At 70.3% G+C, this 12,515-nt stretch carries 12 protein-coding genes; 9 read left to right on the top strand and 3 right to left on the bottom strand.

Translation table 11 applies throughout. The annotated features are described in order from the left end of the window. Window position 1 precedes the first annotated feature (1 nt). The 7 genes from H7965_RS20870 to H7965_RS30425 all read left to right on the top strand — a co-directional run bounded on the left by H7965_RS20870 (window position 2) and on the right by H7965_RS30425 (window position 7,039). Window positions 2-856 (top strand): fumarylacetoacetate hydrolase family protein, encoded by an 855-nt coding sequence (locus H7965_RS20870; protein WP_186772517.1) that lies wholly within the window; start codon window positions 2-4, stop codon window positions 854-856. Next, on the top strand, window positions 856-2,412 hold the full coding sequence (locus H7965_RS20865) for an ABC transporter substrate-binding protein (RefSeq protein WP_186772516.1): 1,557 nt from the start codon (window positions 856-858) through the stop codon (window positions 2,410-2,412). Before H7965_RS20870 ends, H7965_RS20865 begins: the two co-directional genes overlap by 1 nt. Window positions 2,413-2,417: 5 nt before the next feature. Continuing rightward, a complete protein-coding gene (locus tag H7965_RS20860) occupies window positions 2,418-3,392 on the top strand; it encodes a Bug family tripartite tricarboxylate transporter substrate binding protein (RefSeq protein ID WP_186772515.1) in 975 nt (324 codons plus the stop codon). Continuing rightward, entirely contained in the window at window positions 3,389-4,627 is a 1,239-nt protein-coding gene (locus tag H7965_RS20855; RefSeq protein ID WP_186772514.1) for a CaiB/BaiF CoA transferase family protein, read from the top strand. Before H7965_RS20860 ends, H7965_RS20855 begins: the two co-directional genes overlap by 4 nt. Window positions 4,628-4,702: 75 nt before the next feature. Next, complete coding sequence (gene ypfJ, locus H7965_RS20850; protein ID WP_186772513.1) at window positions 4,703-5,560, top strand: KPN_02809 family neutral zinc metallopeptidase; 858 nt, start codon at window positions 4,703-4,705, stop codon at window positions 5,558-5,560. Between the two features lie 106 nt (window positions 5,561-5,666). After that, complete coding sequence (locus H7965_RS20845) at window positions 5,667-6,086, top strand: hypothetical protein (RefSeq protein ID WP_222440727.1); 420 nt, start codon at window positions 5,667-5,669, stop codon at window positions 6,084-6,086. Window positions 6,087-6,124: 38 nt separating this feature from the next. Further along, complete coding sequence (locus H7965_RS30425; RefSeq protein WP_222440726.1) at window positions 6,125-7,039, top strand: hypothetical protein; 915 nt, start codon at window positions 6,125-6,127, stop codon at window positions 7,037-7,039. 42 nt (window positions 7,040-7,081) lie between these two features. Here the strand turns inward: H7965_RS30425 and H7965_RS20835 are convergent, their stop codons facing one another. Beyond that, complete coding sequence (locus H7965_RS20835; protein WP_186772512.1) at window positions 7,082-7,945, bottom strand: HpcH/HpaI aldolase/citrate lyase family protein; 864 nt, start codon at window positions 7,943-7,945, stop codon at window positions 7,082-7,084. 104 nt (window positions 7,946-8,049) lie between these two features. On the opposite strand from H7965_RS20835, the gene H7965_RS20830 reads away from it, so the two are divergent. Both H7965_RS20830 and tcuA read left to right on the top strand, forming a co-directional pair. After that, window positions 8,050-8,715, top strand: coding sequence for a GntR family transcriptional regulator (locus H7965_RS20830; protein WP_186772511.1), 666 nt, complete (start codon window positions 8,050-8,052; stop codon window positions 8,713-8,715). A 165-nt stretch (window positions 8,716-8,880) separates the two neighbouring features. Next, a complete protein-coding gene (tcuA, locus tag H7965_RS20825; protein ID WP_186772510.1) occupies window positions 8,881-10,371 on the top strand; it encodes an FAD-dependent tricarballylate dehydrogenase TcuA in 1,491 nt (496 codons plus the stop codon). A gap of 46 nt (window positions 10,372-10,417) precedes the next feature. On the opposite strand, the gene H7965_RS20820 is transcribed toward tcuA, so the two are convergent. Then, entirely contained in the window at window positions 10,418-11,389 is a 972-nt protein-coding gene (locus H7965_RS20820) for a Bug family tripartite tricarboxylate transporter substrate binding protein (RefSeq protein ID WP_186772509.1), read from the bottom strand. Window positions 11,390-11,580: 191 nt separating this feature from the next. Further along, window positions 11,581-12,414, bottom strand: coding sequence for a flagellin (locus H7965_RS20815; protein ID WP_186772508.1), 834 nt, complete (start codon window positions 12,412-12,414; stop codon window positions 11,581-11,583). Window positions 12,415-12,515 lie beyond the last annotated feature (101 nt).

Genomic DNA, 12,515 nt, shown 5'->3' with positions numbered 1-12,515 from the left:
CATGAAAATCATCAGCTTCGCCACCGCCGCCGGCGCCTCCTACGGCCTCGTCAGCGGCGATGGCATCATCGATGCCGGGAAGCGGCTGCCCTATCCCGGCGTGAAGCAGGTGCTGGAGGCCGGCGCCCTGGCGGAACTCGCCGCCTTGGCCGGCGCCGCGCCGGACCATGCGTTGGCCGATGTCACCGTGCTGCCGGCGGTGCCGCAGGATCGCCCAGGGGGCAGCAAGGTGCTTTGCGTCGGGCTGAACTACCGTGCCCATGTGGCGGAGAGCGCGGGGCGGGAGGTGCCGGAGCAGCCGCGCATCTTCGCCAGGCTGGCCGACACCATCATTGGCCATGGCGCGCCGCTGTGGCGCCCCGCCAATTCCACGCATTTCGACTATGAGGGGGAGCTTGCCGTCGTCATCGGCAAGCCGGGCCGGCACATTCCCGCCGCCCGGGCGCTGGAGCACGTCGCCGCCTACACCATCTTCCAGGATGGCAGCGTGCGCGACTACCAGAAGCATTCGGTCACCGCCGGCAAGAACTTCCCGTGCACCGGCCCGCTCGGCCCCTGGCTGGTCACCGCCGACGAGATCCCCGACCCGGCGGCGCTGACCCTGACCACCCGGGTGAATGGCGAGCAGCGCCAGCGCACCAGCACCGGCGACATGATCCTGACGGTGCAGGCGCTGATCGAGTACATCTCCGCCTTCACCCCGCTGGCGCCGGGCGACGTCATCGCCACCGGCACGCCGGAAGGCGTCGCCCACGCCCGCAAGCCACCGCCCTGGCTGGTCCCGGGTGATGTGATCGAGGTCGAGATCAGCGGCATCGGCATCCTGCGCAATCCGGTGATCGCGGAGCCGGGCTGATGCGTTCCCTGCTTGCCCTCGCCCTGCTGCTGCTGGCAGCGCCCGCCCAGGCCCAGACGCTCGTCATGGGCGCCGGCGCGCCGGTTACCTCGATCGATCCGCATTTCCACAACATCGGCCCGAACAACGCCGTTGCCTCGGTGATGTACGACAGCCTGCTGATGCTCGATGCGCAGTCGCGCGTCGGGCCCGGCCTGGCGGAATCCTGGCGGCCGGTCGAGGGCGGCTGGGAATTCCGCCTGCGCCCTGGCGTGCGCTTCCACGACGGCACGCCGCTGGTCGCCGAGGATATCGCCTTCACCCTGGCGCGCCTCGCCACCGTGCCGAACAGCCCGGGCCTGTTCACCGCCTATACCCGCGCGATCCGCGCGGTGGAGGTGCTGGACCCGCAAACCGTGGTGCTGCGCACCGAGGGCCCGGCGCCGCTGTTGCCGGCCGATATCGCCCAGGTCCAGATCCTCAGCCGCGCGCTGCACCAGGGGGCGACGACCGAGGGCTTCAACAGCGGCCAGCTCGCCATCGGCACCGGGCCCTACAAGCTGGTTTCCTGGCGCGCCGGGGAACGGCTCGGCTTCGTCCGCAACGATGCCTACTGGGGGACGAAGCCGCATTGGCAGTCGGTGGACTACCGGCTGATCCTGAATGATGCGTCGCGGGTTGCGGCGCTGCTCGCCGGCGACGTCGCCTTCATCGACCAGGTGCCGACCGGCGACCTGTCCCGGTTGCGCCGCGATTCCCGCCTGACCCTGACCGAGGCCGCCAGCCTCCGGCTGGTCTACCTCGCCTTCGACCATCTGCGGACGGATGGCTCGCCCTTCGTCACCGACAATGACGGCAAGCCGCTGGCGCGTAACCCGTTCAAGGACCAGCGGGTACGGCGGGCGCTATCGCTGGCCATCGACCGCCGGGCGATCGTCGAGCGGGTGATGGAGGGCGTCGCCGTGCCAGTTGCGCAATTCATGCCGCCCGGCGCCTTCGGCTACAACCCCGACATCACGGTCCCCGCGGTTGACACCGAGGCGGCGCGGAAGCTGCTGGCCGAGGCCGGCTATCCGCAGGGCTTCCGCGTCACCCTGCACGGGCCGAACGACCGCTACCTGAACGATGCCCGCATCGTCCAGGCGGTGGCGCAGATGTGGACCCGCGCCGGGGTGCGCACCGCCGTGGAGACCGCGCCCTACGGTCCCTTCATCGCCCGCGCCAGCCGGCAGGAATACTCCGCCTTCCTGGTCTCCTGGGGCAGCTCCACCGGGGAGCCGCTGGTCGGGCTGCGCGCCACCATGGGCACATGGGACACGGCGAAGGGGCAGGGGGCGGTGAACCGCAGCCGCTACAGCAACCCCAGCTTCGACGCGGTGCTGGCCACCGCTGCCAACACCCTGGACGATGTTGCGCGCGACCGGCTGTTGCAGCAGGCGACCCGGATCGTGATCGACGATCAGGCCATCATCCCGACCCATGTCCAGGTGAATGTCTGGGCGATGAAGCGCGGCCTGACCCACACGCCACGGGTAGACGAACGGACCCGGCCGCAGGATATCGGGGCAGGAGAATGACACCGATGACCTTGCACCGCTTGCCCCGCCGCACGCTGTTCGTGGCGGCTCTCGCCATCCCCGCCATCGCCCGCGCCCAGGGCGCCTGGCCCAACCGGCCGGTGCGCATCGTCGTGCCCTTCCCGCCGGGCGGCTCCAACGACGTCGTCGCCCGGCCGCTGGCGGAGCGGCTGCAGGCCCGGCTCGGCCAGCCCTTCGTGGTGGAGAACCGCGGCGGCGCCGGTGGCGCCATCGGCGCCGGGCAGGTGGCCCAGGCGCCGGCCGATGGCTACACGCTGATGGTCACCTCCTCCTCCTTCGCCACCACGGCGGTGCTGCAGAAGACCCCCTGGGACGCCGAGGGCAGCTTCGATGCGGTGGCGGTGCTGGCCCGCGCGCCCTTCTTCCTGATGACCAATCCGGGCTTCGCCCCGCGCGACGTCGCCTCCCTGGTGGCGCTGGCCAAATCGAAGCCGGGCAGCATCGACTACGGCACCTCCGGCGCCGGCGGGATCAACCATTTCATCACGGAATTCTTTTGCCTGCAGGCCGGTATCCAGATGAACCACATTCCCTATCGCGGCACCGCGCCGGCGGTGACCGATCTGGTCGCCGGCAACATCCAGCTGATGCTCACCACCGTCGCCAGCGCCAATGCGGCGATCCGCGACGCCAGGGTGCGGGTCATCGCCGCGACCGCGCCAGGCGGCGGGCTGCCGCCGGAAGCGCCGCCGGTGAAGACGGTGAAGGAGCAGGGGGTGGATTACGAGGTGGCGATCTGGTGGGGCCTGCTGACCCCGCGCGGCGTGCCGCCGGACATCCGCCGCGCCATCCATGGTGCGGTCAACGAGGCGCTGGGCGATCCCGCGCTCCGCCGTGTCTATGACGCCGAGGGCGCCACGCCCTCGCCGGTCGGCCCGGATGAATTCGCCACCGTCTTGCGCGCCGACCTCGCCCGCTGGCGGCAGGTCGCCCAGGCCGCCAACATCCGCGCCGAATGAGCGACGCGCCCCCGGCCCCGCGCCGCCGCAGCTTCGACCCCGCCGCCACCGGCGCCCTGCAGGGCGTGCGGGTGGTCGATCTCTCGCGCCTTGTCGCCGGCAACATGCTGACCAAGGTGCTGGCCGACCACGGCGCCGAGGTGGTGAAGGTCGAGCCGCCGGAGGGCGATACGCTGCGCGCCTGGCGCATCCGCGGCATCTCCACCACCTGGAAGACGCTGAGCCGCAACAAGCTCTCGGTCTGCCTCACCCTCCGCGACCCGGCGGCGGTCGAGGTGGTGAAGCGGCTGGCGAGCGACGCGGCGATGCTGGTGGAAAGCTTCCGCCCCGGAGTGCTGGAGGCGATGGGGCTGGCGCCGGAGTTGCTGCTGGCGCTCAACCCCCGCCTCGTCATCGTCCGGGTCAGCGGCTGGGGGCAGGACGGGCCGTACCGTCACAAGCCGGGCTTCGGCACGCTGGTGGAGGGCTACTCCGGCTTCGCCGCGGTAAACGGCTTCGCCGACCGGGAGCCGGTGCTGCCGCCGATGTACATGGCGGATGGCTACGCCGGGCTCTATGGCGCCGCCACCGCGATGATCGCGCTGCGCCATGCCGAGGCGACCGGGCAGGGGCAGGTGATCGACCTCACCCTGTTCGACCCGATCTTCACCATGATGGAGCCGCAGCTCGCCAACTGGAAGCTGACCGGCACGCTGAAGCCGCGCACCGGCAGCCGCAGCACCAATGCGGTGCCGCGCAATGCCTACCAGACCAGCGACGGCGGCTGGGTCTGCCTCTCCGCCTCGACCCAGGGCATGACCGAGAAGCTGTTGCGCAGCATCGGCCGCGCCGAGCTCATCACCGACCCGCGCTTCCGCACCAATGCCGACCGGGTGCAGCATGGGGTGGAGCTGGATGCCATCATCGCCGAGCACATCCGCGGCCTGACCTTGGCCGAGACATTGGCGAAGTTCGATGCCGCCGGCGTCACCATCGGCCCGATCATGGATGCGCAGATGCTGGAGCACGACCGCTACGTGATCGAGCGCGAGGCGGTGGTGGAAGTGCCGGATGACGAGATGCCGGAAGGCTGGCTGCCGATGCACGGCATGGTGCCGCGGCTGTCCGCCACGCCGGGCATCCTGGCCCGCCCGGCGCCGAAGCTCGGCGAGCACAATGGCAGCATCCTCGGCCCGCTGCTGGGCGAGGCGGAGCTGGGCCGGCTGCGCGAGGCCGGGGTGGTCCGGGAAGGCTGAGGCCGGCCGGCCCGGGCGCCGCCGGAACCGGGGAGGTTCCCCGTTGTTCTCTCCCGCGTAACGGGAGGGTCGGCGATGCGCCTCGGCGGTCAGCGGGAAAGCAGCAATGTCGAGGATCGCCGCGGCAGCGGTGGCGGGCTGCCGATCGGCATCGCTGGCGGCGGGTTGGGCACGATCGCGCTGGTGGTGCTGGCGCTGGTGTTCGGCGTCGATCCCTCGGTCATCCTTTCGGGCGGCGGCGCGCCGGAAAGCCAGGTATCGGACTCGCGGGCACCTGCCGATCCGGCGCAGGAGGACCAGCGCCGCTTCGTGGCGCAGGTGCTGGCGACCACCGAGGATGTCTGGACCGATGTGTTCCGGCGCGGCGGGCAGGACTACCAGCCGCCCAATCTGGTGCTGTTCAGCGGCGGCACGCAGAGCGGCTGCGGCTTTGCCCAGACCGCGGTCGGGCCGTTCTACTGCCCGGAAGACCGGAAGGTCTACCTCGACCTCGCCTTCTTCCGCGACATGGAGCGCAAGCTGGGCGCCCCCGGCGATTTCGCCCGCGCCTATGTCATCGCGCATGAGGTCGGCCACCATGTGCAGAACCAGCTCGGCATCCTGCGCCGGGTGGAGCAGGAGCGCCGCGGCCTGGGTGAGGCGCAGTCCAATGCCATGCAGGTGCGGGTGGAGCTGCAGGCAGATTGCTTCGCCGGCGTCTGGGGCAACCGCACCCAGCGGATGCGGCAGGTGCTGGAAGAGGGCGACATCGAGGAAGGGCTGAACGCCGCCGCCGCGGTCGGCGACGACCGTCTGCAGCGCCGCGCCCGTGGCACGGTTGTACCGGAGAGCTTCACCCATGGCAGCTCGGCCCAACGGGTGCGCTGGTTCCGGCGCGGCCTTGAAAGCGGCGATGTCCGGCAATGCGACAGTTTCGCTGGCGGTGCGCTCTGACCGCCGACGCCGCCGGCAGCGGTGAAGGAACGCCGTGCCGCGATCCCCGTTGAAGGCCCAGATGGTGGGCAGCGAGCCCGCCACGCCAAGACACGGGAACAGAATAATGCGCACAACGATCCTGAGCCTCGCTCTGCTGGGCGCGGTTGCTGGCTTTCCCGCCCAGGCGCAGCTCTCCCCCGCCACGCCGGACCGCACTGCCCCTGGCGCCGCAACCGAGAACACCACCCGCCCCGGCATGACCGCGCCCGATGCGCGCAGCGGTGCGACGGTGCCGAGCCAGGGTGCTGAACGCACCCCGCCGGCCGCTACCATCGACCGCGGCACCCGCACCGCCGATGCCCCTGCGGCCGGCGCCAACAGCTTCACCGAAGGCCAGGCGCGCAGCCGCATCGAGGCGGCCGGCTTCGCCGATGTCACCGGGCTGGAGAAGGATGACCAGGGCATCTGGCGCGGCCGGGCCATGCGCGGCGGCCAGCAGGTCGGCGTGGCGCTCGACTACCAGGGCAATGTCTCGACCCAGTGAGCCGAATTCCCGCTGAGCCGCTTCAAGGAGAGATCCATATGGCAACCCGCACCATTGCGCGCCTGTTCGACAGCTATGCTGACGCCTCCGCCGCCATCAGCGACCTGGAGGCGGCAGGTTTCCCCCGCGACGACATCAGCCTGATCGCCCGCGGCAGCGAGGCCACCGGCACTGACACCGCCGACACTTCCACCACTGACGACACCGGCAGCGGCACCGGCACCGGTGCGACCATCGGCACGGTGGTCGGTGGCGGCGCCGGGCTGCTGGCCGGCATCGGTGCGCTGGCGATCCCGGGCCTCGGCCCAATCGTTGCCGCTGGCTGGCTGGTCGCGGCGCTCACCGGGGCCGGCGTCGGCGCCGCCGCGGGCGGGCTGCTCGGCGCCCTGACCGAGGCCGGCGTCGGCGACGAACATGCGCATGTCTATGCCGAGGGCGTCCGCCGCGGCGGCAATCTCGTGACGCTGCGCACCGACGACAGCCGCGCCACCGAGGCCGAGGCCATTCTTGCCCGGCATAATGCGGTCGATGCCGAGGAGCGCGGCGCCAGCTACCGCTCCGGCGGCTGGACCGGCTACGACGAGGCTGCCACCCCGGCCTCGGGACTCGGCACTGCGGCCGGTGTCGGCACCACCACCGCGGCGGCGCAGATGGGCACCCGCACCGGCATGGGCAGCCGCACCGATGCGGCGCTCGGCAGCCCGCCGGACGGTACGCCGGGCAACCCACCGGGCACCAAGCTGTCGCGCGGCGTCGATGATGCGCTCGGCACCAACGTCAGCGGGGCGCGGCCGGAGAACGAGCGGTCGGGCATGGCTGGCGGCAGCAGGCCGGATGGCACGCCTGGCAACCCGCCGGGCACGGCGGCCAGCCGTGCGGCCGACCGCAACTTCGGCACCAACGTCAGCAGCGCGCATCCGGAGAACGAGAGCGACCGCAAGGGCCGGATCTAGCCTCCGATCCTCTGCCTGGACGGGCAGGCACGACGGGTGAGTTCAGCGGGCGCGCGTGAGCAATCGGCGCGCCCGTTCCACGACCGGCTCGTCGATCATCGCGCCCTCGAAGGTGACGGCGCCGACGCCCTTGGCCACGGCCTCGGCGAAGGCGGCGACCATGCGGCGGGCGCGGTCCACCTCCTCCGGCCGGGCGCCGTATTCCTCGTTGATCACCGGCACCTGAGAGGGGTGGACGCAGCTGGCGCAGGCGAAGCCGACGGATTTCGAGCGCCGCAGCATGGCGCGGTAGCCCTCGGGGTCCGACAGCCCGGCGACGGTGCCGATGAAGCCGAGCGGCAGGATGCCGGCGGCCCGCGCCGCCATCACCGCCATCATCTTCGGCACGTAGAGGGCATCCGGCGTCGGCTCCATGCCGAGATCCGTCGCCAGGTCCTCGCCACCGGCGCCAAGCGCCACCATCCGCGGGTCGGCCCGGGCGATCGCTTCCATATGGCCCAGCGCATCGGCGGTCTCGACCAGGCCGATGAAGCGGGTGCGTCCCGGCGTCGCGCCATGCGCCGCTTCCGATTCGGCGGTCAGCTCGGCCAGCAGCCGGACATGCTCCGGCCCCATCAGTTTTGTCAGCACCAGCACATCCGCCCCGGCGGCGACCGCGGCGTCGATGTCCTGCACTGCCATCCGCAGCGGCCGGTTGATCCGCACGCAGACCTCGGCGCCGCCCTGGCGGACGCTCGGCACCGCCTTGGCCAGAGCGGCCCGGGCGGCGGGCTTCTCGGCCGGCGCGACCGCATCCTCGAGGTCGAGGATGACGGCATCCGCGCCACGGGTGTGCGCCTTGGCGACGAAGCTCTCGCGCGTCGCCGGCACATACAGCAGCGAACGCCAGTTCGGCAGGTTGCGCACTCGCTATCTCCCCCAGGTCATGCGGCGGCGGATGCTCCCCCCGCTGCCGGGCAGGGTCAATGCCGGGCTTGCGGCAAGGGCGCATGCAAGCGTATGCAACAGGCATGCGACGCACCGCCACCTCGCCCGCCGCCGCTGGGCTGAGCCTGGCCGATCAGGCCTATGGCCGCTTCCGCGAGGGGCTGCGCAGCGGCGCGCTTGCCCCTGGCCAGCGGGTGTTGGAGGCCGAGTTGGCCGAAAGCCTGGGCATGAGCCGCACCCCGGTGCGGGAAGCGATCCGCCGGCTGCAATCGGAAGGGCTGATCGCCCATGGACCGGCCGGCGGCCTCTGTGTCGTCGCCTATGACCCTGCCGAGGTCGACGAGCTCTATGTGATGCGGGAGGCGCTGGAGGGCACCGCAGCGCGGCTGGCGGCGCAGCACGCCGGGCGGCCGGACCTGCTGTTGCTGCAACGGATGGTGGAGGCCGAGGCCACCCTGCCGGCAGAGGCCTTGGCCGAGCACAACCGCCGCTTCCACCGCGCCCTGTATCAGGCGGCGCACAACCGCTACCTGCTGCGGGCGCTCTCCGCCCTGGCCGATTCCTTGCTGCTGCTGGGGCCGACCACCTTGGAAATGCCCGGCCGGGCGGCGGCGGCGCGGGAGGAGCATGCCCGGATCGTCGCCGCCATCGCCGCCCGGGATGCCGGTGCGGCGGAGGCTGCGGCGCGGGCCCATATCGCCGCGGCGCATGAGGCGCGGCTGCGCATGGCGGCGGCCGAGCCGGCCTAGCGTGGACCACAGCACGCCTGGAACCGCGATCCACTGCGACCAATCACCACCCGAGCAGATCCAGGCCAGCAGGCTGCCGGCCTTCCAGTGATCCGCTCTGGCTGGACAGCCCGCCGCGTTCACGTATACATCGGTGCACAGATACGCCAGCGAAGGATCCCCGGCATGGCCGACGAATTCGATGTGATTGTGGTGGGCGGCGGCAATGCCGCCTTCTGCGCCGCGCTCTCCGCGCAGGAACAGGGCGCCCGCGTCGTGGTGCTGGAACGCGCGCCCGAGGATGAGGCCGGCGGCAATACCCGCTTCACCGCCGGCAACATCCGCTTCGCCTATCGCGGTGTCGAGGATCTGCGGACCCTGATGCCGGACCTGACGGACGCCGAATGCGCCATCACCGATTTCGGCACCTATACCGAAGACCAGTTCTTCGATGACATGTTCCGGGTGACCCGCAACCGTACCGATCCGGAACTCTGCGAGATCCTGGTCCGCCGCAGCTTCGAGACGATGAAGTGGTTGAAGGAGAAGGGCGTGAAATTCGCCCCGATCTGGGGCCAGCAGGCCTTCAAGGTGGATGGCAGGTTCAAGTTCTGGGGCGGCCTGACCGTCGCGGCCTATGGCGGCGGCCCCGGCCTGGTGCAGGCCGAGACCGAGGCGGCGAAGAAGCGTGGCATCGAGATCCGCTACGCGACCCGCGCCATGAAGCTCATCTACGATGGCTTCAAGGTCACTGGCGTGCAGGTGAAGTCGCCCGGCCGCATCTACGACATCAAGGCGCCCTCGGTGATCCTGGCGGCCGGCGGCTTCCAGGGCGATGCGGAGATGCGCACCCGCTACCTGGGCGCGGGCTGGGAACTGGCGAAGGTGCGCGGCACCCGCTTCAACACCGGCGACGGCATCAAGATGGCGCTCGAGATCGGCGCCAGCCCATTCGGCAATTACTCCGGCTGCCATGCGGTGCAGTGGGACTTCAACGCGCCGGAGTACGGCGACCTTGCGGTCGGCGACGCCTTCCAGAAGCACAGCTACCCCTGGAGCGTGCTGATCAACGCCAACGGCCGCCGCTTCCTCGATGAGGGCGCCGACTTCCGCAACTACACCTATGCGAAATACGGCCGGGTCGTGCTGGAACAGCCGGGCAATTTCGCCTGGCAGGTGTTCGACCGCAAGGTCGCCGCGCAGCTGCGCGACGAGTACCGCATCAAGCAGGTGACCAAGGTGAAGGCCGACACGCTGGAAGAGCTGGCGAGCAAGCTCGAAGGCGTCGACGGCAAGGCCTTCCTGGAGGAGATCCGCGCCTATAACGCCGCGGTGAAGAAGGACGTGCCGTTCAACCCGAACATCAAGGACGGCCGCTGCACCGAAGGCCTGGCGGTCAACAAGTCGAACTGGGCCAACACCATCGAGGATGGGCCCTTCGAGGCCTATCAGGTCGGCTGCGGGATTACCTTCACCTTCGGCGGGCTGCGGATCGACACCGAGGCGCGGGTGCTGGATGCCGACCAGCAGCCGATCACCGGCCTCTACGCCGCCGGCGAACTGGTGGGCGGCGTCTTCTACTTCAACTATCCGGGCGGCTCGGGCCTGATCAACGGCGCGGTCTTCGGCAAGCTTGCCGGGGCGACGGCGGTGGCGGACACCCGGCGCAACGCCTGAGAGGAACCGACGCCAGGGTGGTCCGCCGCCCTGGCGCCGGCCCAGCCTATTCCGGCTTTACGTTGGCCGCCTTCACCACCGGGCGCCAGCGGTCGAACTCGGCGGCGACGAAACGGTCCGTCGCCTCCGGGTCCATCCAGATCGGCTCGCTGCCCATCTCCACCAGCCGGGTCTTCAGCGCCGGGGCTTCGAGAATCTCCTTCAGCGCTGCCGCCAGCCGTTCGACGATCGGCCGCGGCGTCTCGCGTGGGGTGAACAGGCCGGTCCAGGACCGTACGGCATAATCCGCCACGCCCTGTTCCTGCACCGTCGGGAACTCGGGCCGGCTCGGCACCCGCTGGTCGGTCCCCACGGCCAGGATGCGGACTCGCCCCGCTTCAGCCGGGCCCAGCACCGTCGGCAGGTTCAGGAAGGCGATCGGCACGGTGCCGGCGATCAGGTCGGAAATCGCCTGACCGCCGCCGCGATAGGGCACATGCGTCAGGTCGAGCCCGGTGCGAAGCCGGAACAGCTCGCCCGCCAGGTGGTTGGAGGAGCCGACGCCCGAGGAGGCGAAGCTGAGGCCGCCGGGCGTGCCGCGGGTTTTGGCGATCAGCTCGGGGATGGTCCGGACGCCGAGGCTGTTGGTGGCGGCGAGCACATTCGGCACATCGACCAGCATGGCGACGCCGGCCAGCGCCTGCTGCACGTCATAGCCGAGGTCGGGCGCGATGAGCGGGTGGAAGACATGGTTGGAGGCGGAGGAGACCAGCATGGTCTGGCCGTCCGGCCTGGCCCGCGCGACCATGCCCATGCCGAGGCTGCCGCCGCCGCCCGGGCGGTTCTCGACCACGAAGGGCTGGCCGAGCCGGGCCTCCAGCTGGGGCGCGATCAGCCGGGCCGCGACATCATTGGAGCCGCCCGGCGCCCAGGGGACGATCAGCGTCACCGGCCGGGCAGGCCACGCCGGCTGGGCACGGGCAGTGCCGGCGAGCAGGGCGGGGGCCAGCAGTGCGGTGCGTCGGGACAGGCGAGCCATGGCGTTCCTCCGGAAGAGCCTCGGTCTCGCTTTAGCATTCCGCAACGGCAGCTTCACCTCCCCGGGGCGCTCAGGCGCGGAGCGCCGGCCTGCAGCGGAGTGCGTTCATGTCTGAACGCCAATCCGTTGTAGGTCGTTGTCTTTAGAGCGGATTCACGCTCCGGGGCGTTCACGCCCCTCCGCCATCCGCTCTAGCCGCGGAACAGGCTCAGCAGCGACTGTGGCGCCTGGTTGGCGATGCCGAGCGCCTGGGTGCCGAGCTGCTGGCGGATCTGCAGCGCCTGCAGCCGGGCGGATTCCTTGGCCATGTCGGTGTCGATCAACGCGCCGAGGCCGCTTTCCTGGGCGTCCAGGATCGATTTGTTGTAGTTGATCTGGCTCTCGATGTAGTTCGAGTAGCTGCCGAAGTTATTGAGCTGGGTCAGGGTGTTGGAAATGGCCGTCCCGATTGCGCCGGTGCTGCTGAGGGCGGCGGCGCTGCCCGCGGTCCAGGTGTTGGCGGTCGAGACGGTGTTGTAGATGTTGGTCAGGGCGGCATAGCCGCTGAAGGTGTAGTAGGTGCCCTGGCCATTGGTGACGACGTTCACCCCAAGGGCCGCCGGGTCGTTCAGGATGTTCAGCCCGTTGTAGCTGGCATCGTCGATGAAGGCCTTGATGTTGTTGGTCAGCTCCTTCACCTGCGCCTGGTACTGGGTGCGCTGGTCATCAGTGATGGTGCCGTCGGCCAGCTTCACGCTGACGGATTTCAGCGTCTTCAGGGCGGTCGAGACATTCTCCAGTGCCGCATTGGTAACGTCCAGCAACCCCTTCACGCCGCCGAGTTGCTGATTGGCCGAGGTGGTGGCGGCGATGTCACCGCGGATGCGTTCCGCCACCGCGAAGGCCGCGCCATCATCCTTCGCATCGGCGACCCGGAAGCCGGTCGAGATGCGCTTCTGGGTGGCCGCCAGCTCATCGGTGGTCCGGTTCAGCGACTGCAGCGCCACCATGGCGCCGACATTGGTATTCACTGAGTTCAGCGGCATGGGGTTTTCCCTCGGGCAATCGACCGCGGTCCTCGGGTCGGATGCACGAAGAATGCTGGATGAAACTGAACGGAGGGTGAAAACCAAGCGCGAATTCGTAT

It is taken from the genome of Siccirubricoccus deserti (genome assembly GCF_014283215.1).
GTDB lineage: Bacteria > Pseudomonadota > Alphaproteobacteria > Acetobacterales > Acetobacteraceae > Siccirubricoccus > Siccirubricoccus deserti.
Note: the sequence above shows the minus strand (reverse complement) of the source record. Positions and strands in the feature narration are given on the sequence as shown.